This is a genomic window from Mesorhizobium sp. BR1-1-3 (genome assembly GCF_020165455.1).
In the GTDB taxonomy this organism is placed as follows: Bacteria; Pseudomonadota; Alphaproteobacteria; order Rhizobiales; family Rhizobiaceae; genus Mesorhizobium; species Mesorhizobium ciceri.
Window position 1 is genome coordinate 57237 of sequence record NZ_JAIUIC010000001.1, and the last position, 21863, is coordinate 79099.

Genomic DNA, 21863 nt, shown 5'->3' on the forward strand with positions numbered 1-21863 from the left:
CGCGCCTGGACGCTGGGAAGCAGGTTGGGAGACGATTGCGGCACGTTCAAGTCGTTCGTTACGACCACGCCGTGCCGTGGCAAACGGGCACTATTTGGCGGGACAAGGTTTTGTCTGGTCGAACAGCGACAGGTTGACCAGCTTGCCGGTCATCGAGAAGTCGCCATAGTCCATGACGAGATCGCGGGTGATGCCGTTCTCATGCAGCTTGAAGCTGATACGGTATTCCGGAACCTCTTCGCCGGTCTTGTTGGTGTCGTCGAAATAGGCGATGTCGACCGGCCAGTATTTGTCGGTGGCGAGCTTTGCCAGTGCCGAAGCTTCCGGGTCGGCCTTGTCGGCATCGGTTTTCTTGCCGACAACGACGGTGGTGGTCATCACCTTGTTGGCGTCTTCGGAACCGTCGAACAGGTTGGTTTCGTAAAAATTCTCGCCTTTTTCGGCCTTGCCGATCAATTCGACCAAATGCTGGGTCGGGAATTGGGTTGTCGCGAGCTCGACGCTGTTCTTTTCAGGCTTGTCGATGTCGACCTTCAGGCCCTTGGTTTCTTTCGTGGCGATGCCCTTGACCTCCTTGTCGAGATTCTGGTCGACGAAGGACTTTGTCACGAACGAAAAGGTCTTGCCCTCGGCATCCTCGAAAGTGGTCGTCTGCTGGTCGGTCAACCTAGTGTTGTCGGCGGTGACGATCTGGGTGACGAAACGGAATTTCACCGTATAGCCTTCACAGGCCGAGCCATTGAACTCATAGACCATGCGGCCGGATATGCCCGTGATGCCGGACTGATCGGAAGCCTTTTTCAGGGTAAGATCGTAAACGGCGCGGTGGGCTTGCAGCGCCGGCGCCGCGAAGACAGGACCTATCGAGAATATCCCCGACAACAGGACGGCATGGAATGCGAGGCGCGTTGCGCGCATGAGGTACTCCGATCGTCGCGACTGATGGCAGGCCGCAGGGAAAGATGGTCCAGCTTAAAAAAAGTCGTGGCGGAAGCGAGGCAAAAATAGCAATTTCGGCCCGGCCGGCGCGGCGTCACCAAGCAATAGGGAAATACCATGAGTGAAACAATCGAAAAGCGGCTAAGCGATCTGGGCGTGACGCTTCCCGTCGCCGCCGCGCCCGCCGCCAACTACGTGCCCTATTGCAGGACCGGCAATTTGCTGTTCACTGCCGGGCAATTGCCGCTCAAGGACGGCAAGCTGCAGGCGAGCGGGCTGCTCGGCCGCGACGTCGACACGGCAGGCGGCAAGGACGCGGCAAAATACTGCGCGATCAACATCCTGGCGCAGGCCAAAGCAGCACTCGGCGACCTCGAGAAGATCAGCCGTCTGGTGAAGATCACCGTTTTCGTCGCCTCGTCACCCGAGTTCGTCGAGCAGCATCTGGTTGCCAACGGCGCCTCCGATTTCCTGGTCGCCGCCCTTGGCGAGCGCGGCAAGCATGCACGCTCCGCCGTCGGCACGGCCTGCCTGCCGCTTAATGCCGCAGTGGAAATCGAAGCCATCTTCGAAGTCGCATGAGCCAGGGTACAGATATGACCGACCTATCCTGGCTGACCGCCCGGCCCGTTGCCCACCGCGGCTTCCACGACATGAACAAGACGCGCTGGGAAAACACGCTGTCGGCCTTCGCCGCAGCCGCCGAACGCGGCTACGCCATCGAATGCGACGTGCACCTGTCGTCCGACCGCGTTCCCGTCATCATCCATGACGGCGATCTCAAGCGCCTGACCGGCCAGGATGGTTTCGTCTGGCAGCGTACCGCAGCTGAACTCGCGGCGCTCAGGGTCGGTGGCACGGCGGACCATGTGCCGACGCTGCAGGAAGCGCTCGACCTGGTCGATGGCCGCGTGCCACTGGTCGTCGAGCTGAAAGGCACGCCCGGCTATGACGAAGGCCTGGTGGCAAGCGTCGGCAAGATGCTCAAGCGCTACAAGGGCAAGGCGGCGATCATGTCGTTCGACCATTGGCTGGTCCGCGATTTTCCGAAGGACGCGCCGGGTATCCCAGGGGGTCTCACCGCCTACGGCAAGGACGTCGGGTTGATCGAGGCGCATTTCGCCATGCTGGCGCATGAGATCGCCTTCACCTCCTACGCCGCCGGCGACCTGCCAAACCCATTTGTCAGCTTCGTGCGTGAAAGGCTGAAAATGCCTGTTATCACCTGGACGGTGCATGACCAGCCGGCGGTCGACCTGACCTTCAGATATGCCGATCAGATGACGTTCGAAGGGTTCGAACCCGATCTGGTCAAAGTCGCCTGAGTGTCTGAAACGTGACTTGCACCAGGCCGGACGGAGCTTAAATAAGCCTCATGGATCAGGGCGACGAGGGTGACGGACAAACGGCCAATGCGGACTATTCGATCCGCGTCGCCGCCGGCATCGGCGCCTTCACCTGTGATGAATGGAATGGCTTTGCGGGAACTGCGCGCGGCGATTTAGAAACCAGCTACAATCCTTTGGTTTCATTCGCTTTCCTGAGCGCCCTTGAGGATTCCGGATGCGCCGTGCGCCGCACTGGTTGGCAGGGCCACCATCTCAGGCTGGAGGATGGGCGGGGCAGATTGCTGGGCGCGGTGCCCTGTTATCTCAAATCGCACAGCCAGGGCGAATATGTGTTCGACCATGGCTGGTCGGATGCGTTCGAACGCGCCGGTGGCCGCTACTATCCCAAACTGCAAAGTGCCGTGCCGTTCTCCCCGGTCACCGGCCCTCGCCTGCTGGTCACCAGGGGCGAGGACAGTGCCAAGGTGAAGGCCGGTCTCGCGGCGGGCCTGAAGGCGGTGACCCAAAAGCTCGGTGTCTCTTCCGCACATGTCACCTTCGCGCAAGAGAGCGATGTGGAGGTGCTGGAAGCAGCCGGTTTCCTGCACCGCACCGACCAGCAATTCCATTTCTTCAACGAAGGCTTTTCAACCTATGACGACTTCCTCGCCACCCTTGCCTCGCGCAAGCGAAAGGCGATGAAAAAGGAAAGGCGCGAAGCGCTTGCCCCAGGCATCTCAATCGACCGGCTGACCGGCAAGGACCTCACGGAGAAAGCCTGGGACGATTTCTTCGCCTTCTACATGGACACCGGCAGTCGCAAATGGGGCCGGCCCTATCTCAATCGTCAATTCTTCTCGATGATCGGCGAGCGCATGGCCGACGACATCCTCCTGGTGATGGCTAGGCGCAACGGGCGCTATATCGCCGGCGCGATCAATTTCATCGGTTCGGATGCACTTTATGGCCGCAACTGGGGCTGCATCGAGGACCATCCCTTCCTGCATTTCGAGGTCTGCTATCACCAGGCGATCGACTTCGCCATCGAGCGCAAGCTCAAGGTGGTCGAGGCGGGAGCGCAGGGCGAGCACAAGCTGGCGCGCGGCTACCGGCCGGTGACCATGCATTCCGCGCACTACATTGCGCACCCAGGCCTGCGCAACGCCGTCGCCGACTATCTTCGGCGCGAACGGCAGGAGGTGGAGCGGATGAGCGAATATCTGGAAGAGCATACCCCGTTCCGCAAGGATCTCGAGGAGTAGCCCCGGTTGGCCGGCTGGGGGGCGACGATATCTTGCCGAATTTCGACGCCTTCGCTACACGAAGGCACAATCCGGAGCGTTCGCCATGACCGAGGCCGCCTACGATACCGACAACATTTTCGCCAAGATCCTGCGCGGCGAAATTCCCTCGCACCGTGTCTACGAGGATGACGCGGTCATCGCCTTCATGGATGTGATGCCGCAGGGGCTCGGCCATACGCTGGTGGTGCCGAAAGCGCCGTCGCGCAACCTTCTCGATGCCGATCCGTCAATTTTCGGCCATCTCTTGAGCGCCGTTCAGAAAGTGGCGCTGGCGGTGAAAAAGGCCTTCGGCGCCGATGGCGTCACCGTCATGCAGTTCAATGAGCCGGCCTCGGGGCAGACCGTCTATCATCTGCATGTGCATGTCATTCCGCGCTTCGACGGCATCCCGCTGAAGCCGCACACGGGCGAGATGGAGAAGCCGGAGATTCTGGTCGGGAACGCCGAAAAGATACGGACTGCACTCAAAAATTGAGAGCGGGAGGTCCGCCAATGATGTGGTGGACCTGGTCGAGAATATCGGACTAACAAGCGCCGTTCAGTCCAGAAGCCGATTCTAATGCCCGGCCGTGCCCAGTGCCGACTCAACCGTTTGCAACTCTAATCGTCTGATTAGGAAATATCGAACCATCTCACGGTAAAATGCTAACGCGTGGCGAGCTGTGGGGCTTCAAAACCATGGAACATTCGGTTGCGGCATCGGCCCCACTGGCGGGGGCAATTGTCGAGCGTGCTTTTCTTGGCATCTTGGCGGATGCCTTTTGGCGACACCGGCTGCTGCACGCTATGGCTGCCGCTGCGCTGCTTCTGGCAAGCGCAGTCGGGTGGCACACTGGAAACATGCCGGATTTCGGCGTTCTGGAGGAATACGCTGAGTATCTTTTCATCGCCTTCTGGATTTGCGGCTCAGCCTTTGCACTTGGGACGCTTCTCCATCTTGCGCTGGTCCAGCGGGATACCGAACCGCTGCACACCTTCCTGAAGTCACTGGGTAGATTCTTTGGCGACGCCGAACGCATTGCCAACAGTCTGAATGGCCTGGGTGCGGGTCTTGCCTTCATATCCGTGATCGGTGTGTTGAAGGGAGCCATTGCAATCCTCTCTCCGTTTGCATGGGACAAGGCATTGGCTCAGGCCGACCGCATCCTGCATTTCGGTCGAGCCCCGCACGAATGGTTGTGGTTTATCGTCCAGTCGCCGCTTGCATTGAAGATCATCAACATCGCTTACAATTTCTGGTTCGTCGTGCTCATTACCGCGGTTTTCACCGTGTGCATCGCACGCAAGGATACGAAGCTGCGTCACCAGTTCCTGATGAGCTTCATGACGGTGTGGACGCTGGGTGGCTTCTTCCTCGCGATGGGCCTGTCGTCGGCTGGCCCTTGCTTTTACGAGCGATTGGGGTTCGGCAACGACTTTCACGCCCTCATGCAAGCACTCGCCACCGCCGATCGCATCTATCCAATCTGGGCGCTCAACACGCAGGATATGCTGTGGGGTGGCTACACCGGCGCAACTACCGGCAGCGTCGGTATATCCGCCTTCCCATCCCTGCACGTTGCGATGGCGGTGCTGTTCGCTCTCTATGCAACGCGGCGGTCTCGGCTGGCCGGTGTTGTGATGTGGTTATTCGCGGGCGTCATTATGGTCGGATCCGTCGTGCTTGGCTGGCACTATGCCGTGGATGGCTATGCGGGCGCATCCCTGATGGTCGCGATCTGGAAGGCGTGCGGATATTTGCTGACCCGTTTCGAGTCGGACAGCGCGGCCGCTGAGAGCTCCACCATGCAATCGCCGGCCCTTTGCGGGATGTAAATTCGCCGATCTGGACGAACTCGCCTGCGGCGGCATGCCGGTCAAAACGCCTCAAGGGCGGCGCTGGATGGGTTGGACAATTTCCGAAACGATGTTCGATACGGTCCTTGCCGAAGCTGCTCTGCGAGCGTGTCCGCGCATTGCCCAGGGCTCAGGAGCGACGTGTCGACTTCCAGATCGTACACGCCGGGCCGGTGCACCTCTTCCTGCCACAGGCGCGCCATCGGGCCGCAATCCCATCCCTGGGCGATAGCGCGGCGGCATGGCCTGCTCGCAAACGTCGACACCGAGATTGATCCAGACGCTATCGAAGCACTCCTGAACAGCCTTGGCGATGCTTGTTTTCCGATCGCGGCGCACCGTTCAGGATGATGATCTGGCCGATTATGCCTACCCTCGCTCCAATAAAAAAGCCCCGTCTCCGGGGCTTTTTTGACTTTCGTAAGCTCAGTTCTTTCGGGGCAGTTGTGGCACCAGGCTGCGCTTGCCGCCGTCCTTGCCCTTGGCTTCGGGCTTCTGCGCCACCAGCTTCTTGGCCGCCGGCTTTTTCACCACGGCCTTTCTGGACTTCGGCGTTTCTTCCGGCTCTTCCTTCTTCGGCTTCACCGGCGCCTCGTCGGCCAGCGATTCGAGCTTCAGGCCGGTCTCGCCGGTTTCCTTCTTCTCGACGGTGACGCGCACCGTGCCGCCCTTCTTGAGCTTGCCGAACAGCACCTCGTCGGCCAATGGCTTCTTGATGTGCTCCTGGATCACACGACCGAGCGGCCGCGCGCCCATGCGCTCATCATAGCCCTTGTCGGCGAGCCAGGCGATCGCGTCCGCCGACAGGTCGAAGGTGACGCCACGCTCGGAAAGCTGGGCCTCGAGCTGCATGACGAACTTCTGCACCACCTGATGGATGACCGGCACCGGCAGCGAGCCGAACGGGATGATCGCATCGAGACGGTTACGGAACTCCGGCGTGAACAGCCGGTTGATCGCCTCGACATCGTCGCCTTCGCGCTTGGTCGAGCCGAAGCCGATCGCTGCGCGCTGCGCATCCGACGCACCCGCATTGGTGGTCATGATCAGGATCACATTGCGGAAGTCGATCTGCTTGCCGTTGTGGTCGGTCAGCTTGCCATGATCCATAACCTGCAACAGGATGTTGAACAGGTCCGGATGCGCCTTCTCGACCTCGTCCAGCAACAGCACGCAATGCGGATGCTGGTCGACGCCGTCCGTCAGAAGACCGCCCTGGTCGAAGCCGACATAGCCGGGAGGAGCACCGATCAGCCGCGACACGGTGTGGCGCTCCATATATTCCGACATGTCGAAGCGGATCAGCTCCACGCCGAGCGACGCGGCCAACTGCTTGGCCACTTCGGTCTTGCCGACGCCGGTCGGGCCGGAGAACAGGTAGGAGCCGATCGGCTTCTCCGGTTCGCGCAGGCCGGCACGCGCCAGCTTGATCGCCGAGGTCAGTGCGGTGATCGCAGTGTCCTGGCCATAGACGACTCGCTTCAGCTCGATATCGAGGCCCTGCAGCACCTTCTCGTCGTCGGCCGAAACCGTCTTCGGCGGGATGCGGGCCATGGTGGCGATCGTCGCCTCGATCTCCTTGATGCCGATAGTCTTCTTGCGCTTGGCTTCCGGCACCAGCATCTGCGAGGCGCCGGTCTCGTCGATCACGTCGATCGCCTTGTCCGGCAGCTTGCGGTCATTGATGTAGCGTGCCGACAGTTCCACCGAGGCCTTGATCGCCTCGTTGGTGAACTTCACCTTGTGGAACTCCTCATAATAGGGCTTGAGGCCCTTCATGATCTCGATGGCGTCCTCGATGGTCGGCTCGTTGACGTCGATCTTCTGGAAGCGCCGCACCAAGGCACGGTCCTTCTCGAAGAACTGGCGGAATTCCTTGTAGGTGGTCGAGCCGATGCAGCGGATCGCACCCGACGACAGCGCCGGCTTCAACAGGTTGGACGCATCCATGGCGCCGCCTGAAGTCGCCCCTGCTCCGATCACCGTGTGGATCTCGTCGATGAACAGCACGGCGCCAGGATAATCCTCGAGCTCCTTGACGACCTGCTTCAGCCGTTCCTCGAAATCACCGCGATAGCGCGTGCCGGCGAGCAGCGTGCCCATGTCGAGCGCGAAGATGGTGGCATTGTGCAGCACTTCGGGAACGTCGCCCTCGACGATGCGCTTGGCCAGGCCCTCGGCGATCGCCGTCTTGCCGACGCCGGGGTCACCGACATAGAGCGGGTTGTTCTTGGAGCGGCGGCACAGCACCTGGATCGTGCGGTTGATCTCGGACTCGCGGCCGATCAGCGGATCGATCTTGCCGGCCTTGGCCTTGTTGTTGAGGTTGACGCAATAAGCCGTCAGCGCGTCCTGCTGCTGCTTCTTCTTGCCGCCTTCCTCTTGCGGCTCGGCGCCGTTCTGGCCGCCCTGCTCGTCGTCGGCGCCGCGCGGCGAGCGTGTCTCCGACGCGCCCGGACGCTTGGCAATGCCGTGCGAGATGTAGTTGACCGCATCGTAGCGGGTCATCTGCTGTTCCTGCAGGAAATAGGCGGCATGGCTCTCGCGCTCGGCGAAGATGGCGACGAGCACGTTGGCGCCCGAAACCTCCTCGCGGCCAGAAGACTGCACATGGATCACCGCGCGCTGGATGACGCGCTGGAAACCGGCCGTCGGCTTGGAGTCCTCGTCGTAACCGGTGACGAGGTTGTCCAGCTCGGTGTCGATATAGGTGAGAACCGTATGCTTGAGCTCATCGAGATCGACATTGCAGGCGCGCATGACGGCGGCCGCCTCGGTGTCGTCGATGAGCGCGAGCAGCAGATGTTCTAGGGTTGCATATTCATGGTGCCGCTCATTGGCGAGCGTCAGCGCCTGGTGAAGCGCCTTTTCCAGGCCTTGGGAGAAAGCCGGCATGTTACCTCACTTCTTCTCCATCACGCATTGCAGCGGATGCTGATTCTGTCGGGCGAAATCCATGACCTGGGACACTTTGGTCTCGGCCACCTCGAATGTATAGACCCCGCACTCGCCCACTCCATGATTGTGAACATGAAGCATGATGCGTGTGGCGGCTTCGCGATCCTTCTGGAAAAAACGCTCCAGCACGTGAACCACGAACTCCATCGGAGTGTAGTCGTCGTTGAGGATGAGGACCCGATAAAGGCTGGGCTTCTTGGTCTTGGTTTTGGTGCGCGTGATAACGGCCGTCCCACGGCCGGCCCCATTGCCGTTACCGTCGCCGTCTTGCATTCGCACCACGCGTCTCGTGGCAGTCAAACCGATCGTCACGTATTCCTGCCTCTTTCGATTCCCCATGCGAGTTCGACATGTAGGTGTTCGATGTACGATTTTAAGCCCTTCTGGTTAGCTGACAATATGGCTAGGTCACCAAACTTGGACGATTTTCGCAATCGTGAAGGGGCGCGAGGCTCTGGAACGGAAATTGACACGAAAAAGCCCGGCCACGTTTCCACGGCCGGGCTTTTTCTCGGGTCAAAAGGCTGAATCCGGGTCACGTCAGGCGAAATCAGTTCGCCCGGGCGAAATTACTTCGCCTTGGCAACGATCGATTCGAATGGCTTGTAGGCTTCCTTGGCGAGTTCGGCATAGAGATCGCCAATCTTGGTGGCCTCGGCGACGAAAGCCTCATAGGACTGCTTGGCATAGTCCGACTGGATCTCGATGGCCTTTTCCAGCGACTTGGCTGAAAACAGCTTCTCCACAGTGGCGCTGCCGGTTTCAAAACTCTTCTTGGTGTATTCACCAGCCTCGGTGGCAATCGCCTGTGCGCCCTTGGAGAGCGACGCGAAGCTCTTCAATCCGGTGTCGGCGAACTCTTTGCCGTATTTGCTGAAGTCCTCATAGGTCTGGGTCATTTCACGATTCCCTTGACGGTTGAGGCGTCCTTCTTCGGGGCGCCCTTGTGCAATGCAAGATAATATATTGTGCGCCGCACAAAAGTCAAGATTTCGCGGGCTTGCGGACCCGCCTGCGCAGCCAATGGCTAAAAATCGAATAAAGAGAGCTTCAAGCACGAAGAAAATGGTGAACGCGGCGGTTACCATAAACGGATTGGTAACGCTGCGCCGGTAGCTTGGCCGGAAGCGAGGCAGGACCCTTTGCCGCCTCCAACGCAACGAAGAAATCCAAGGGAAGTACCAGTGCGTAAGGCGTTGTTGGGCATCGTTTCCAAATCCACCTCCCCTCTCAAAACGATGATGATCATCGCCTTGGCGATGACATTCGTTTTTGGAGACGTTGCCTCGTCGCTGGCGGCCAAGCAGGCGGCCATCGTCGTGGATGCCAAGACTGGCAAGGTGCTTTACTCCGCAGATGCCAACGGCAGGCGCTATCCAGCTTCGCTGACCAAGATGATGACGCTGTACCTGACCTTCGAAGCGATGGCGAAGGGCAAGATCAGCAGGAATACGCCAGTGGTGTTTTCCGCCAAGGCCTCCGCCGAGGCGCCGACGAAACTTGGCGTGAAGCCGGGCGGTTCGGTCACGGTCGAGACCGCGATCCTGTCGATCGTCACCAAGTCGGCGAACGACTCGGCCACCGCGCTCGGCGAAATGCTCGGCGGCAATGAAACCACTTTTGCCCGCATGATGACCGCCAAGGCGCGTGCGCTGGGCATGAACGGCACCGTGTTCCGCAACGCCAACGGCCTGCCAGACCCTGGCCAGTTCACCACCGCGCGCGACATGGCGACGCTCGGCATCGCGCTGCGCGAGCATTTTCCGCAGTATTACGGCTATTTCTCGCAGCGCTCCTTTCTCTACGGGCGTCAGCGCATCAACGGTCACAATCGCCTGCTCGGACGCATCAAGGGTGTCGACGGCATCAAGACGGGCTACACCCGCGCCTCCGGCTTCAACCTCGTCTCGTCGGTTTCCGACGGCAATCGCCGCATCGTCGGCGTGGTCATGGGCGGCAGTTCCGGCCGCAGCCGCGACAATCAGATGGCCAGCTTGATCAACACCTATCTGCCGAGGGCATCGACTCGCGGCGGTGGCGATCTGGTGGCCAAGGCCGGCGGCAACAACCCGGTCACCGCCCTCGCCCAGGTTCTCCTGCCCAAGCATGACGCTCCGACGCCCGATGACAAGCCTGTTGTGGCGCAGGACGACGCCACCGTCGCCGAGGACGCCACGGTCGCGGAAGACGATACCCCGCAGGCCGAAGAAGCAGCCCCCGTCGTCAAGACCAGAAAGGTCAAGACCGTCATCGTTTCAGCTCCCCAGGTCGCGACGGCCCAGGTCGTCGCTGCCTATGCCGAGCCAACGCCAGCGGCCGTCGACCCGGTCAACACGGCGTCGGTGCCGTCGGGCTGGGCCATTCAGGTCGCCTCGTCGCCAAAGCAGTCCGAGGCACAGGCCTTCCTCGACAAGACCACCAAGCAGGCGCCCAAGGTGCTGGCCGACGCCTCCGGCTTCACCGTCGCCTTCGACAAGGACGGCGTCACCTACTATCGCGCCCGCTTCGGCGGCTTCGGTTCGAAGACCGCCGCCTGGAAGGCCTGCACCGCTTTGAAGAAGAAGAACATCGAGTGCTACGCCGTCCAGCAGTAGGACGGCGTGGAAATCATCTCCCGGAAAAATTCTGCGTCGAAGGAGACTAGTTGTGATTGGAGAGCAAGACGTCCTTGGCTTCGTTAATCCGCGCCGCCAGGAAAGACGTGCCGCCGACATCGGGGTGCAGGCGCTGCATCAGGCGGCGGTGCGCCTTGCGGACATCCGCCGCGGCGGCCCCCGCTTCAAGACCAAGGACCTTGTAGGCCTCCTCCTTAGTCATGGCGCCCGGACCTGGCGCAACACCCAGCCCTTCGCCACCGTTCGTCTCAGTGTTTTTGCGCCAGACGGGAAATCTGCCGTCAAGATACGTCTCTAGCAACTGCCGGCTCTCCGGATCACCGGAGAGTTCGCGGTAGAGGTGCTGCAATTCCACCAGCCCCATCGCGCCAAGCATCTTGCCTTCGTGGCGGCCAGCCAGGACCAGTCCTTCGAGGCCGCCGGTATCGTGATCGAGCTCCATTTCCAATGCCGCTGTGCGCACCGTCGATCGTTTGCCCGGTGCAAGCCCCGCCGGCTGGCGTTTCATTCGCATGGAACCATACCAGGCAATTGCCGCGGTGAGGATCATGCCGCCGATGCCTTCACGGCCGACCACCAGCACGGCGACGCCGACAACTGCCAGAAGAGCCGGCCCGAGCGTTCGCAGCGTGCCCGCCAGTTTCGCTGGCTCGGCACGCAGAAAGATCGTCACCGCGCCGAGCAGCAGCAAAAGCAACGCTACAAAAGCGATGATTGCGCCCATTATTTTCCGCCGCCCCGCAGATGCTCGATCATCAGCCGGTCTTCCGGCCTGCCTCTGGCTTCGAGCGCCTTCAACCCGCCGGTCGCGAACACGGCGACAGCCGAAAGCAGTCCGGCCAGGGTCGCGGCAGCCCGCCGATCAAACCGGAACCAGGCCCCCTTGGACAGCCGCGCAACCTCTTTGAACGCCTTTTCCGCGCTGGAATCATGGCCTTCCTGAAAGACGAAGACAGGAACGCCATGAAGGCCGAGGCTGCCGGCCTTTTCGGCCAGATCGTCGATATCCTCTTCCATCGCATCGCCGATATAGACCAGCGCATTGACCTTAGCGGTTGCCGTCTGTTTCAACGCATGCGCCAGCACCTTGCCGATCTGGGTATGACCGCTGCGGCACTCGATCCGCGTCATCAGCTGCTTCAAGGCATTGGTGTCGCTCACGAAAGCGGACGAACGGCACTCGCCAAGACCGCGAAAATAAACCAGTTGCACGCTGAGGGTTCCTGCCTTGCCGACGGCGTCGAACATCTGGCCCTGCAGCGTGCAGGCCAGATCCCATGTCGGCTGGCGGCTCATCGTCGCGTCGAGAGCAAGGATCAGCCTGCCCGAACCGGTCGCCGATGCGGCAAGTGTCCTCGCCTGGCGAATGAAGGCGTCGATCTCGCCGGCGTTGGATTGGGGCTTGATCGGCGCAGGATTGGTCCTCGCTGGCACAGGTTGCTTCTTATCGCTCATAAAAAACAAGATGTGGCGTTGCCACATCGCTTGCAAGCCCCACATCGGGCGGCACAAAGGGCCAGACGGTGATGCCACCTGGGGTCAGAGCAGGCCGAGGTCGGCAAGCTCGCGCCTGAGTTTCGGCGGCATCTCGATCAGTCCGGCCTTGCCCTTGCCCAGATCGAGCGGCGCGTCGGCCGGCTTCAGATAGCGCCAGCCCTGAAAGGCCCGGCGCGGCTGCCAGTCGGTTCGAACAACCTTCGGGTCGAGAACCAGGTGGCAGCGGCCGATGCCTTCACTATCGGTGAACGGCCGGATCTCGGTGATCAGTTGGCGGCACTGCACATTTCCTTTGATCACCCAATAGAGCGAACCGCCATCGGTGACCTCGGCGCCGCGCGTCGGCATCATGCGCGTGGTGTGATATTGCTCGACCGGCTCACCGGCGCGCCGCCGCTCGTCGAGGCGGAAGGCGATCCACTCCTCGAGATCTTCGACGCTGTCGCAGCCGACACAGAGTTTTATGAGATTGAGAGACATCGCTTAAGGTTAGTCCCGCATGCGGACGCGTCAACGACCGGATCGACTTCTCCACAGTGGCAGTTTAGGCCAGCCTTCAGCATTCCACGACGTTGACGGCGAGCCCACCCAGGCTGGTTTCCTTGTACTTCTCGTTCATGTCGAGGCCGGTCTGGCGCATAGTCTCGATCGCTGCATCGAGAGGTACGAAATGGGTGCCGTCGCCCTTGATGGCCAGTGACGCTGCCGTCACCGCCTTGACCGCGCCCAGCGCATTGCGCTCGATGCACGGCACCTGCACCAGCCCGCCAACCGGATCGCAGGTCATGCCGAGATGGTGTTCGAGCGCGATCTCGGCGGCATTCTCGACCTGCTCGGGCGTACCGCCCATGACGGCGCACAGGCCGGCCGCCGCCATTGCCGATGCCGACCCGACCTCGCCCTGACAGCCGACTTCGGCGCCGGAGATCGAAGCATTGGTCTTGATGATGCCGCCGACGGCAGCAGCCGTCAGCAGGAAATCACGAATGCTCGGCTGGTCCGCCTCGGGATGGAAATGCAGCCAGTAGCGCAGCACCGCCGGCAGCGTGCCGGCCGCACCGTTGGTCGGCGCTGTGACGACCCGGCCACCGGCAGCATTTTCCTCGTTCACCGCCATGGCGTAGATCGACAGCCAGTCATTGGCGAGCAAGGGATTGGGCTTGTTCTGCTGCCATTGCTCCTGCAGCTTGTCATGCAGCATGCGGGCCCGGCGGCGCACCTTCAACCCGCCCGGCATGATGCCGTCCTGCGACAGGCCGCGGTCGATGCAGCCTTTCATGGCGCTCCAGATGCCGTCGAGGCCGGCGTCGAGCGCCTCGCGCGTCATCTGCGTCTCCTCGTTGACGCGTTTCATGTCGGCGATGGAAAGGCCGCTTTTGCCGGCCATGGCCAGCATCTCGACCGCATTCTTGAACGGATAAGGCACTTTCTTGCCTTCCGTCGTCACCGATCCCTTGGCCTTCATCCGCTGCAGTTCCTCTTCGGAAACCACGAAGCCGCCGCCGATCGAATAATAGATGCGCTTGAGCAGCAGGCGGCCGCCGGAATCATAGGCGTAGAACGCCATGCCGTTGGCGTGGCCGGTGAGCGGCGTCTTGCGGTCCAGCACCAGATCGCTGGCCGGATCGAAGCGATAGGTGGGATGGCCGGGCGGCGAAATACGCTTTTCGGCGGCGATGCGACTGGCAATGCCATCGGCCTGGTCGGGATCGACCGTCTGCGGCGTCAGACCGGCAAGGCCGAGCATGACGGCGCGGTCACTGCCGTGGCCGATGCCGGTATAGGCGAGTGACCCGTGCAGGCTGGCGCCAAGGCGGTCGACCTTCACACCCGCCGGGCGCGGCCAGTCATTTCCCGCGACCTCGTCGAGAAACCGCGCCGCGGCGGTCATCGGTCCCATCGTGTGCGAACTCGAGGGTCCTATGCCGATCTTGAACAGGTCGAAAACCGAAAGGAACACGCGGCGTTGTCTCCTGGAGTCAGGTCGAGGACTACATATAGGAATTCCCACGATGTTTCCGCTCTTTTGGAAATCGCGGCGCTGCACCCGCCGACCTTGTTTGCTCCGGCAGCGACATTGGCACGATCGCTGAATGCGGACATCGAAGCGATCGCCCTGAATGTGATAAATTCAGGCCATGGGCGATTCCCTCGATCTTTCGACAGCCGATCTCGCGGCGCTGGCCTTCTTCCTCGTCGCGTGGCTGCTGCACACGTTTGCCTCCGACGGCAAGCTTGTCAGCCGGATGTCGCTGACGACGGCGATGAATGCACAGCGGCAAGCCTGGATGCGGACCATGGCCGAGCGCGAGATCCGCATCGTCGACACCGCCATCATGAGCGGGCTGCAGCAAGGCACCGCCTTCTTCGCCTCCAGCTCGCTGATCGCGATCGGCGGCTGCTTTGCCCTGCTCGGCGCGTCCGACCGGGTTCTTGAAGTGCTCAGCGACCTGCCTCTGGGTGGCGCGCCGTCGCGCGCGGCCTTCCAGATAAAGGTGTTTGGGCTGGTGCTGATCCTGGCGTTTTCGTTCTTCAAATTCGGCTGGGCGTACCGGCTGTTCAATTATTGCACGATCCTGATCGGCGCCGTACCGATCCCGCATGGCGAAGCCTCGCGCAATCCGGTCACCGAAACGGCGGTGTGGCGTGCGGCGCAAATGAACATGCTGGCCGGAAAGCACTTCAACTCCGGCCTGCGCGGCGTGTTCTTCTCGATCGGTTATCTCGGCTGGTTCGTCGACCCCATGGTGTTCGTGTTGTCGACGCTGTTGCTGCTGGCGGTGCTGGTGCGGCGCCAGTTCTTCTCGGCGGCCAGGCAGGCGGTGATCGGTCAGCCGCCCGGAAAAGGCTGATCGATCCGGCCTGACAGCCAGTAGGCAAAAAGCCCGATCCATTCCCGGATGGCCATGGTGGTGGCCTGCAGCGAATCGGCTGGATTGTCGCGGAACAGGCCGACGCCTTCCCGTCCCGAGGTGCGATAGTCGACCGGCCATGGAACGGTTGCAAAGCCGGCCTTGTCGAACAGCGCCTTGGCGCGCGGCATATGGAAGGCCGAGGTCACCAGCAGCCAGGTCTCGCCGGGCTTCGGCGTTACCAACTCCTTGGTGAAGACCGCGTTCTCATAGGTGTTGCGGGACTTGTTCTCCAGGATCATCCGGTCGGCGGCCACGCCAAGCGCGGTGAGCAGGCGCGGCGCGGTTGCGGCATCGCCCTCGCCATCGAGAAACAACGCGCCGGTGCCGCCGGAGACGACCACCTTGGCGGTGGGAAAGCGCCGGGCGAGAATCGCGGTCTCGACCATCCGATCGCCGCTGCTGTTCAGCTCATAGCCGCCGCGCGCCAGATTGATGGCGCCCTCGAAGCCGCCGCCGAGCACGACGATGCCGTCGACCTTTTCCGGCAGCGGCGGGCGTTGAAAGCGCTCTTCCAACGGATTGAGCATCATGGCGCCGAGCGACGTCCATGCTGACAGTGCAAGGATCAAAAATGCCAGCACGCTGCCGGCGGCCGCTAACCGTCGGCGCCCGATCGTGACCGCGAGCAGTCCCGCTAGCAGCAGGAAGATCGCCAGGTTGAGCGGCTGGATGAAGAACCAGAAGATCTTGGAAAGGTAGAAGAACATTGGCTGCCTATCGTCGGCTCGAATTCTCACGACCGGTGAAATGCTCGACGGCACTTGTCACAGCCTCGGCCTCGGGCCGGCTCAACTCCCTGCCGAAAACAAGGACGCCGTTGGTGTTGGTCAACCTGATGACTTCCGACAGCCCCGCTTCATCCGTTGGATAGGTATGGTCGAGGATTTCGGCCTCAAGGTGCCCTTTCAAAGGCAATGAGGAACGATTTCGCACAAAACCCCTGACGTCGCGCACGGCTGCCACGTCGGTTAGCCGCAGGGTTTCTTTGCCGAACACCAGCCACATGAAATCCTTGCCGAGGAAGTAGATGAAGAGGGCAATGATCGCAGTGAACGACAGCAGTCCGAGAGTGCCGCTGGCGACGGTTGCGGGCGACGTGTCGGTCAATCCCATGTAGCCGGTGTAGGCAACGATCGCGGCCCCAACCAGGACGAAGCCCATCCTGAAATCCGAGACGCGTGGTGGGTTGGTTATCAGCAGTTCGTCTTCCGTCTCGACGATGGAAATGCGAGACGGGGGCGGCATGCTACCACCATTTCTCCGGCTGGAATGTGCCGGCGGCCTGCTCGATGACGGCAGCGGTCTGGAACAGGGTTTCCTCGTCAAACGGCCGGCCGATCAACTGAAGCCCGAGCGGCAAACCCTTGGCGTCGAGCCCGGCGGGTACAGCAATGCCCGGCAGGCCGGCCATGTTCACCGTGACGGTGAAGATGTCGTTCAGGTACATCTTGACCGGATCGGCAGCCATGTCCTCGTCGGCGATGCCGAAGGCGGCGGATGGCGTTGCCGGGGTCAGGATGACATCGACGCCGGCGGCGAAGACAGTCTCGAAATCCCGCTTGATCAGATTGCGCACCTTCTGCGCCTGCAGATAGTAGGCGTCGTAATAGCCGGCCGACAGCACATAGGTGCCGATCATGATACGGCGCTTGACCTCACGGCCGAAACCGGCGGCACGGGTCTTCTCATACATGTCGACGATATCCTTGCCCGGCACGCGCAAGCCGTAGCGGACGCCATCGTAGCGGGCGAGGTTGGACGAAGCCTCGGCGGGCGCCACGATGTAATAGGCTGGCAGAGCATATTTGGTGTGCGGCAGGGAAATATCGACGATCTCGGCGCCGGCGTCCTTCAGCCAGGCAATGCCCTTCTGCCACAGCGCTTCGATCTCTTCGGGCATGCCGTCGACGCGGTACTCCCTGGGAATGCCGACCTTCATGCCCTTGATCGGCTTGCCGATCGCGGCCTCATAGTCCGGTACCGGCATGTCGACCGACGTCGTGTCCTTCGGATCGACGGAGGCCATCGACTTCAGCAGGATCGCGGCATCGCGCACGTCACGAGCGATCGGGCCGGCCTGGTCGAGCGACGAGGCGAAGGCGACGATGCCCCAGCGCGAGCAGCGGCCATAGGTCGGCTTGATGCCGACCGTGCCGGTGAAGGCGGCCGGCTGGCGGATCGAGCCGCCAGTATCCGTCGCGGTCGCGCCGGCACACAGGAAGGCCGACACTGCGGTTGCCGAACCGCCGGAAGAACCGCCCGGCACCAGCTGCGCATTGTCCAGGCTGCGCGCGGTCCTGGTGCCGCCGGCCGAGACGAAGCCGCCATCACCCTGATGCGTCGTCGGCATCACCACCGTGTCTAGGCGCGAGCGCCGCCACGGATTGATGACCGGGCCATAGTAGGACGTCTCGTTGGACGAGCCCATGGCGAACTCGTCCATGTTGAGTTTACCGAGCATGACGGCGCCGTCGGCCCACAGATTTGACGTAACGGTCGATTCGTAGCGCGGCTTGAACCCGTCCAGCACATGACTGCAGGCCTGCGTATGGACGCCTTCGGTGCCGAACAGGTCCTTGATTCCGAGCGGGATGCCTTCCAGCGCACCGCCCTCGCCCTTGACCAGCCTTGCGTCGGACGCCTTGGCCATGTCGCGCGCCTTGTCGCCTGTCACCGCGACATAGGCATTGAGCGCAGGATTGGCGCGATCGATGGCCGAGAGATAGGCCTCGGTGATCTCGGTCGCGGTGATTTCCTTGCCGTGCAGCTTGGCGCGGGCCTGTGAAATCGTCAGCTGGGTCAGGTCGCTCATCAAAGGCTCTTTTCGTAAAACACCGACCACTCGGAATCGGGATAATCCAGCACCGGGCCGCAACGCGAAAACCCGGCGCGTTCGTAGACCGTCCACGCCGCGGGGTGACGGTCGCCCGTCTCCAGCACCAGGCGCTTCAGCCCCTCGTTGCGCGCCAGCGCCTCGACCTGCTCGACGATTTTCGCGCCGATCTTCTGCCCGCGATGCGAGGGCCGCGTGTACATGCGCTTGACCTCGCCGACAGCGCCGTCATGGCGTTTCAGCGCACCGCAGCCAATGGCCATGCCGTCGTCGCGGGCGATGAAGACAGTCGTGTCCTCACCAGCCATCTGCTCGACCGTCAGATGGTAGCAATGCTCCGGCGGCGTCAGTTCGAGCAAGGTCTGGTTGAGTTCCTCGACCAGGCCGCGCACGTCGTCCTGCAGTGGCGTTTCAATGGCGATGTCGATTGCCATCGGCCGGTTTACTCCACGACCTTCGGCACGAGGAAGAAATTCTCTTCGGTCGCCGGCGCGTTGGCGACGATGTCAGCTGCCTTGCCGCCGTCAGTAACAACGTCCTGACGCTTCTTCATGTCCATCGGCGTCACCGAGGTCATCGGTTCGATGCCGGAAACGTCGACCTCATTCAGCTGTTCGACGAAGCCCAGAATGGCGTTCAGCTCGCCGGTCATCCGTTCGGCATCTTCCTCGCTCACCGCAATGCGGGCGAGATGCGCGACGCGCTTCACTGTCTGAAGATCTACGGACATGTTTTTGCCTCGGGGAAAACCAGTTCGGGCTATAGCGGCGCCGCGCGCGCTGCGCAACATGCATCGTGCGAGAGACCAAGCTGCGGCGGCGGCCTAGTCTTCGGCCATCGATCCACGCACAGGATGATGTCTACGGCAGGGCAACGCCCTCGCACAGATAGTAGCTGCCGCTGTTGCCGCTTGCTTCGCTTTCGTCGTTGACGGGCCGGACCGACACGAGATCGATCTGCTTGTCGTTCATTTGCGTCACCGAGAGGACATCCGGGAAGACGTAGCCCGGTTCCTGGCAGATGGCCGTCACCGCCCAGCTCGGCGAAGCGGTCGCCTTGCTGACCTGCAGAAACTCGCAATTGTATTCCACGCTCTGCAGGCCGTGCGCCGAAAGCACGATGTTGCCGGCGTCGATCAGCGTTTGCAGCGTGTCCTTTTTGGCCTGCGTGCAAAGCTCTTCGGACTGAAGGTAGACGCCTTCGATGAAATCATCCGCGGCCAGCGCGGGCGACGCCGCGACAAACATGGAAACGCAAAGAGATCGCCCCAATACCATGGATTTATTCCACTTTAGCTGTTTCTAGATCGTAATCGTCTCACCGATTTTCGGCAACGCCACCCTTACACCGGATCCTTCCAGGCCGGCCTCGAACTTATCGGCGGTCGGGTCGATCATCGGAAACGTGCCGAAGTGGCAGGGAACCACGGTGTCGAATTTGAAGAAGCGCCGGCAGGCAAGTGCCGCCACCGCGCCGCCCATGGTGAAGCGGTCGCCGATCGGCACCAGGCCTATCTTCGGCTCATGCAACTCGTTGATCAGCGCCATGTCGGAGAAGATGTCGGTGTCGCCCATGTGATAGAGCGTTTTGTCTTCCGGGAAATGCAGGACGAGGCCGCCCGGATTGCCGAGATAGGTGTTCTGGCCGCCCTCGCCCGGGAACGAGGATGAGTGCAGCGCCTGGACAAAAGTGGTGGTGAAGCTGCCGCAATCGACGGTGCCGCCGATGTTGCCGGGATTGATCTTCTTGTCGCTGACGCCCTTGCCGACCAGATACATGCAGATCTCGAAATTGGCGACGAGCTGGGCGCCGCTTTTGCCGAGCACCTCCACCGCGCCGCTGATGTGGTCGCTGTGGCCATGCGTCAGCAGCACATGCGTGACACCCTCAGCCGGGCCCTCCCAGCCACCCGTCCATGACGGATTGCCTATCAGATAGGGGTCGATGAGGATCTTGGCATCAGCGGTATCGATCCGAAAGGCCGAGTGGCCGTACCAGGTCAGTTTCATGAATGCATTCCTCGATTTTTGACTTGCCAAAGGATAGAACGCCAGTGGCCCCGAGATCAAAGGGTTACTTGTCCGCCACGCGTTTGACAAAACACCTGGTGGTGAAAGGCGAAGGACGGCCGGTGGGCATTATCACGATCGAAGAATTGCCGGCGCGACTGACCGGCGGCAAGACGCTGGCGGGGCTTGACCTCGGCGACAAGACGATCGGCGTCGCGGTCTCGGACCAGAGGTTTTCCTTCGCCCATCCGCGTCCGGTCATCATGCGAAGGAAATTTTCGCTCGATGCGGCGGCGCTGCTCGCCTTGCTGCAAAAGGAGAATGCCGGCGCCGTGGTGATTGGGCTGCCGATCAACATGGACGGCTCGGAAGGTCCGCGTGCGCAGAAATCGCGCGCCTTCGTCCGTAACATGGCACAAATGAGCGACCTGCCCTTCGTGCTCTGGGACGAAAGGCTATCGACGGTCGCGGCCGAAAGGACGCTGATCGAGATGGATTTCTCGCGCCGCAAGCGCGCCGGTAAGATCGATTCGGCGGCAGCCGCGTTTATTCTGCAGGGAGTTTTGGACCGGCTTCAGTCGCTCCACGCATCCGCTCGAACGGAACCGGACCCGCCCAGCGCTGTCTGACCCAGCCGGCGATTTCGCGGCGACGGCGGAATGCCCAAAGCGCCATCAGCAGCAACCCGTCGAAGACGCACGTCTTCGCCACCATGCCGGGGATGATCGCCGGATCGATGCCGAGCATCTGACCATAGAGCTGGAAGAAGAAGTCGTGCATCTGTCGGCTGAGCATCGCGTAGCCGAAATTGATGTCATTGGCCGACAGATAGAACCAGCCCCAGAAAATCGCCATCGGCGCCGCCCAGAATCCGAAGATGTAGCGCATCAGCGGCCTCCCCTGGGATTGGAGCCGGTTTTGGACACCGTTCGGCCTGATATGAGTGAAAGCAGCGAATTGTGGGCTGCGGCTTTCGCCATGCCGTGCGCGACGGCATGGATCTCGCCTTCGCCCGAAGCCGCTGCCGCAACCACGGACCGCCGTTCGGCAAGCATGGCGACATAGGATGCCAGAAGTGCTGCCAGCTGCACGGCAACGGCCATGAACAGCCCGTTTATGCCTTGCGCAGCACCCCCGATGACGATCAGCGACAACACGCCGGACGCGCAGATGAAGGCGATGCGGGCAACGCTGTCGGCGTCCGGGCTGGTCGCGTCGTTGACCAGGGCTTCGACAAAGGCCCAGAAAAACAGAACCGCGACGACCAGCAATGCGGTGGCAAGCGGCGCCACGACAACGAAATTGTCGAGGTTGACGAAGCGGGTACCCTCGATTGTGGCACCGATCACGCCGAGCGCCGCCGCCACACCACGGTTTCCGTCGATGCAGATGAGCGCAAGCAGGGCGAAAACAATCGTCCAGTGCAAGGTCAGAAAAGAGGTCAGTACCTGTCGCATCGGTGTTCCTGCTTCGCAAAGCAGGAGACGGCCAATCTGAACCATTGCCTGCTTGCGCCGGGACAGTGGGCCTTGCCGCTCGCCATCGCAACGGAAACCATTTGTTAAGGTTAACGGAAATTAGCCATATGCGAGAGGATACGGACCAACCCCTCAAACCAACGCCTCAAAA

General features: G+C 61.6%; 25 protein-coding genes and 1 pseudogene. 8 read left to right on the forward strand and 18 right to left on the reverse strand.

Going from position 1 to position 21863, the window contains the following annotated elements; genetic code table 11:
• Positions 1-90 precede the first annotated feature (90 nt).
• Positions 91-918 (reverse strand): cell envelope integrity EipB family protein, encoded by an 828-nt coding sequence (locus tag LB559_RS00260; protein WP_013531768.1) that lies wholly within the window; start codon positions 916-918, stop codon positions 91-93.
• Between the two features lie 138 nt (positions 919-1056).
• On the opposite strand from LB559_RS00260, the gene LB559_RS00265 reads away from it, so the two are divergent.
• The 5 genes from LB559_RS00265 (at position 1057) to LB559_RS00285 (ending at position 5386) form a co-directional block, all read left to right on the forward strand.
• A complete protein-coding gene (locus LB559_RS00265; RefSeq protein ID WP_024503354.1) occupies positions 1057-1521 on the forward strand; it encodes a RidA family protein in 465 nt (154 codons plus the stop codon).
• Between the two features lie 14 nt (positions 1522-1535).
• On the forward strand, positions 1536-2264 hold the full coding sequence (locus LB559_RS00270; RefSeq protein WP_024503355.1) for a glycerophosphodiester phosphodiesterase: 729 nt from the start codon (positions 1536-1538) through the stop codon (positions 2262-2264).
• A 50-nt stretch (positions 2265-2314) separates the two neighbouring features.
• Positions 2315-3529: a GNAT family N-acetyltransferase gene (locus LB559_RS00275; protein WP_013531771.1), complete on the forward strand. Its 1215-nt coding sequence runs from the start codon at positions 2315-2317 to the stop codon at positions 3527-3529.
• Between the two features lie 85 nt (positions 3530-3614).
• Positions 3615-4046 (forward strand): HIT family protein, encoded by a 432-nt coding sequence (locus LB559_RS00280; RefSeq protein WP_027161550.1) that lies wholly within the window; start codon positions 3615-3617, stop codon positions 4044-4046.
• Positions 4047-4249: 203 nt separating this feature from the next.
• On the forward strand, positions 4250-5386 hold the full coding sequence (locus tag LB559_RS00285) for a phosphatase PAP2 family protein (RefSeq protein ID WP_224672829.1): 1137 nt from the start codon (positions 4250-4252) through the stop codon (positions 5384-5386).
• Positions 5387-5427: 41 nt separating this feature from the next.
• Here LB559_RS00285 and LB559_RS00290 read toward each other — a convergent pair.
• From LB559_RS00290 to LB559_RS00305, 4 genes and pseudogenes are all read right to left on the reverse strand, one after another.
• Positions 5428-5774, reverse strand: a pseudogene (locus LB559_RS00290) (phosphotransferase-like protein).
• Positions 5775-5833: 59 nt separating this feature from the next.
• A complete protein-coding gene (clpA, locus tag LB559_RS00295) occupies positions 5834-8302 on the reverse strand; it encodes an ATP-dependent Clp protease ATP-binding subunit ClpA (RefSeq protein WP_013531774.1) in 2469 nt (822 codons plus the stop codon).
• Between the two features lie 6 nt (positions 8303-8308).
• Positions 8309-8638 carry an ATP-dependent Clp protease adapter ClpS gene (gene clpS, locus LB559_RS00300; RefSeq protein ID WP_023812950.1) on the reverse strand — a complete coding sequence of 110 codons (330 nt, stop codon included), beginning with the start codon at positions 8636-8638 and terminating at the stop codon, positions 8309-8311.
• Between the two features lie 296 nt (positions 8639-8934).
• Positions 8935-9264, reverse strand: coding sequence for a phasin family protein (locus tag LB559_RS00305; protein WP_013531776.1), 330 nt, complete (start codon positions 9262-9264; stop codon positions 8935-8937).
• 285 nt (positions 9265-9549) lie between these two features.
• Between LB559_RS00305 and LB559_RS00310 the strand changes: the two genes are divergently transcribed.
• Positions 9550-10959, forward strand: a complete 1410-nt coding sequence (locus tag LB559_RS00310) for a D-alanyl-D-alanine carboxypeptidase (RefSeq protein WP_013531777.1) — start codon at positions 9550-9552, stop codon at positions 10957-10959.
• Positions 10960-11005: 46 nt separating this feature from the next.
• On the opposite strand, the gene LB559_RS00315 is transcribed toward LB559_RS00310, so the two are convergent.
• The 4 genes from LB559_RS00315 to LB559_RS00330 form a co-directional block, all read right to left on the reverse strand.
• Positions 11006-11704: a DnaJ domain-containing protein gene (locus LB559_RS00315; protein ID WP_224672830.1), complete on the reverse strand. Its 699-nt coding sequence runs from the start codon at positions 11702-11704 to the stop codon at positions 11006-11008.
• Positions 11704-12435 carry a hypothetical protein gene (locus LB559_RS00320; protein ID WP_027161546.1) on the reverse strand — a complete coding sequence of 244 codons (732 nt, stop codon included), beginning with the start codon at positions 12433-12435 and terminating at the stop codon, positions 11704-11706. Before LB559_RS00320 ends, LB559_RS00315 begins: the two co-directional genes overlap by 1 nt.
• Before the next feature lie 84 nt (positions 12436-12519).
• Positions 12520-12957 (reverse strand): DUF1489 family protein, encoded by a 438-nt coding sequence (locus LB559_RS00325; RefSeq protein WP_224672831.1) that lies wholly within the window; start codon positions 12955-12957, stop codon positions 12520-12522.
• Positions 12958-13033: 76 nt separating this feature from the next.
• A complete protein-coding gene (locus tag LB559_RS00330; protein ID WP_063167959.1) occupies positions 13034-14437 on the reverse strand; it encodes an L-serine ammonia-lyase in 1404 nt (467 codons plus the stop codon).
• Positions 14438-14615: 178 nt separating this feature from the next.
• Here LB559_RS00330 and LB559_RS00335 point away from each other — a divergent pair, with 178 nt between their 5' ends.
• On the forward strand, positions 14616-15329 hold the full coding sequence (locus LB559_RS00335; RefSeq protein ID WP_027161543.1) for a DUF599 domain-containing protein: 714 nt from the start codon (positions 14616-14618) through the stop codon (positions 15327-15329).
• On the opposite strand, the gene LB559_RS00340 is transcribed toward LB559_RS00335, so the two are convergent.
• The 7 genes from LB559_RS00340 to LB559_RS00370 all read right to left on the reverse strand — a co-directional run bounded on the left by LB559_RS00340 (position 15308) and on the right by LB559_RS00370 (position 20234).
• Positions 15308-16099, reverse strand: coding sequence for a YdcF family protein (locus LB559_RS00340; RefSeq protein ID WP_024503482.1), 792 nt, complete (start codon positions 16097-16099; stop codon positions 15308-15310). The genes LB559_RS00335 and LB559_RS00340 overlap by 22 nt on opposite strands.
• 7 nt (positions 16100-16106) lie before the next feature.
• Positions 16107-16637 (reverse strand): hypothetical protein, encoded by a 531-nt coding sequence (locus LB559_RS00345; RefSeq protein WP_224672832.1) that lies wholly within the window; start codon positions 16635-16637, stop codon positions 16107-16109.
• A gap of 1 nt (position 16638) precedes the next feature.
• Positions 16639-18204: an amidase gene (locus tag LB559_RS00350; RefSeq protein ID WP_027161542.1), complete on the reverse strand. Its 1566-nt coding sequence runs from the start codon at positions 18202-18204 to the stop codon at positions 16639-16641.
• Complete coding sequence (locus LB559_RS00355; RefSeq protein ID WP_224672833.1) at positions 18204-18659, reverse strand: GNAT family N-acetyltransferase; 456 nt, start codon at positions 18657-18659, stop codon at positions 18204-18206. The genes LB559_RS00350 and LB559_RS00355 overlap by 1 nt, the downstream gene beginning before the upstream one ends.
• 8 nt (positions 18660-18667) lie before the next feature.
• A complete protein-coding gene (gene gatC, locus LB559_RS00360; protein ID WP_013531787.1) occupies positions 18668-18955 on the reverse strand; it encodes an Asp-tRNA(Asn)/Glu-tRNA(Gln) amidotransferase subunit GatC in 288 nt (95 codons plus the stop codon).
• 130 nt (positions 18956-19085) lie between these two features.
• Entirely contained in the window at positions 19086-19472 is a 387-nt protein-coding gene (locus LB559_RS00365; RefSeq protein ID WP_411970019.1) for a hypothetical protein, read from the reverse strand.
• A gap of 54 nt (positions 19473-19526) precedes the next feature.
• Positions 19527-20234, reverse strand: a complete 708-nt coding sequence (locus LB559_RS00370) for a metal-dependent hydrolase (protein WP_024503487.1) — start codon at positions 20232-20234, stop codon at positions 19527-19529.
• Between the two features lie 122 nt (positions 20235-20356).
• On the opposite strand from LB559_RS00370, the gene ruvX reads away from it, so the two are divergent.
• Complete coding sequence (gene ruvX, locus LB559_RS00375; protein WP_224673094.1) at positions 20357-20863, forward strand: Holliday junction resolvase RuvX; 507 nt, start codon at positions 20357-20359, stop codon at positions 20861-20863.
• Here ruvX and LB559_RS00380 read toward each other — a convergent pair.
• Both LB559_RS00380 and LB559_RS00385 read right to left on the reverse strand, forming a co-directional pair.
• Complete coding sequence (locus LB559_RS00380; protein WP_013531791.1) at positions 20781-21122, reverse strand: DUF6105 family protein; 342 nt, start codon at positions 21120-21122, stop codon at positions 20781-20783. The genes ruvX and LB559_RS00380 overlap by 83 nt on opposite strands.
• Positions 21122-21691 carry a hypothetical protein gene (locus LB559_RS00385; RefSeq protein ID WP_013531792.1) on the reverse strand — a complete coding sequence of 190 codons (570 nt, stop codon included), beginning with the start codon at positions 21689-21691 and terminating at the stop codon, positions 21122-21124. Before LB559_RS00385 ends, LB559_RS00380 begins: the two co-directional genes overlap by 1 nt.
• Between the last annotated feature and the right edge of the window lie 172 nt (positions 21692-21863).

Coding starts and splice junctions, on each gene's coding strand:
- LB559_RS00260 (WP_013531768.1), bottom strand. CDS start 918: ATGCGCGCAACGCGCCTCGCATTCCATGCCGTCCTGTTGTCGGGGATA.
- LB559_RS00265 (WP_024503354.1), top strand. CDS start 1,057: ATGAGTGAAACAATCGAAAAGCGGCTAAGCGATCTGGGCGTGACGCTT.
- LB559_RS00270 (WP_024503355.1), top strand. CDS start 1,536: ATGACCGACCTATCCTGGCTGACCGCCCGGCCCGTTGCCCACCGCGGC.
- LB559_RS00275 (WP_013531771.1), top strand. CDS start 2,315: ATGGATCAGGGCGACGAGGGTGACGGACAAACGGCCAATGCGGACTAT.
- LB559_RS00280 (WP_027161550.1), top strand. CDS start 3,615: ATGACCGAGGCCGCCTACGATACCGACAACATTTTCGCCAAGATCCTG.
- LB559_RS00285 (WP_224672829.1), top strand. CDS start 4,250: ATGGAACATTCGGTTGCGGCATCGGCCCCACTGGCGGGGGCAATTGTC.
- clpA (WP_013531774.1), bottom strand. CDS start 8,302: ATGCCGGCTTTCTCCCAAGGCCTGGAAAAGGCGCTTCACCAGGCGCTG.
- clpS (WP_023812950.1), bottom strand. CDS start 8,638: ATGCAAGACGGCGACGGTAACGGCAATGGGGCCGGCCGTGGGACGGCC.
- LB559_RS00305 (WP_013531776.1), bottom strand. CDS start 9,264: ATGACCCAGACCTATGAGGACTTCAGCAAATACGGCAAAGAGTTCGCC.
- LB559_RS00315 (WP_224672830.1), bottom strand. CDS start 11,704: ATGGGCGCAATCATCGCTTTTGTAGCGTTGCTTTTGCTGCTGCTCGGC.
- LB559_RS00320 (WP_027161546.1), bottom strand. CDS start 12,435: ATGAGCGATAAGAAGCAACCTGTGCCAGCGAGGACCAATCCTGCGCCG.
- LB559_RS00325 (WP_224672831.1), bottom strand. CDS start 12,957: ATGTCTCTCAATCTCATAAAACTCTGTGTCGGCTGCGACAGCGTCGAA.
- LB559_RS00335 (WP_027161543.1), top strand. CDS start 14,616: ATGGGCGATTCCCTCGATCTTTCGACAGCCGATCTCGCGGCGCTGGCC.
- LB559_RS00340 (WP_024503482.1), bottom strand. CDS start 16,099: ATGTTCTTCTACCTTTCCAAGATCTTCTGGTTCTTCATCCAGCCGCTC.
- LB559_RS00345 (WP_224672832.1), bottom strand. CDS start 16,637: ATGCCGCCCCCGTCTCGCATTTCCATCGTCGAGACGGAAGACGAACTG.
- LB559_RS00350 (WP_027161542.1), bottom strand. CDS start 18,204: ATGAGCGACCTGACCCAGCTGACGATTTCACAGGCCCGCGCCAAGCTG.
- LB559_RS00355 (WP_224672833.1), bottom strand. CDS start 18,659: ATGGCAATCGACATCGCCATTGAAACGCCACTGCAGGACGACGTGCGC.
- gatC (WP_013531787.1), bottom strand. CDS start 18,955: ATGTCCGTAGATCTTCAGACAGTGAAGCGCGTCGCGCATCTCGCCCGC.
- LB559_RS00365 (WP_411970019.1), bottom strand. CDS start 19,472: ATGTTTGTCGCGGCGTCGCCCGCGCTGGCCGCGGATGATTTCATCGAA.
- LB559_RS00370 (WP_024503487.1), bottom strand. CDS start 20,234: ATGAAACTGACCTGGTACGGCCACTCGGCCTTTCGGATCGATACCGCT.
- LB559_RS00380 (WP_013531791.1), bottom strand. CDS start 21,122: ATGCGCTACATCTTCGGATTCTGGGCGGCGCCGATGGCGATTTTCTGG.
- LB559_RS00385 (WP_013531792.1), bottom strand. CDS start 21,691: ATGCGACAGGTACTGACCTCTTTTCTGACCTTGCACTGGACGATTGTT.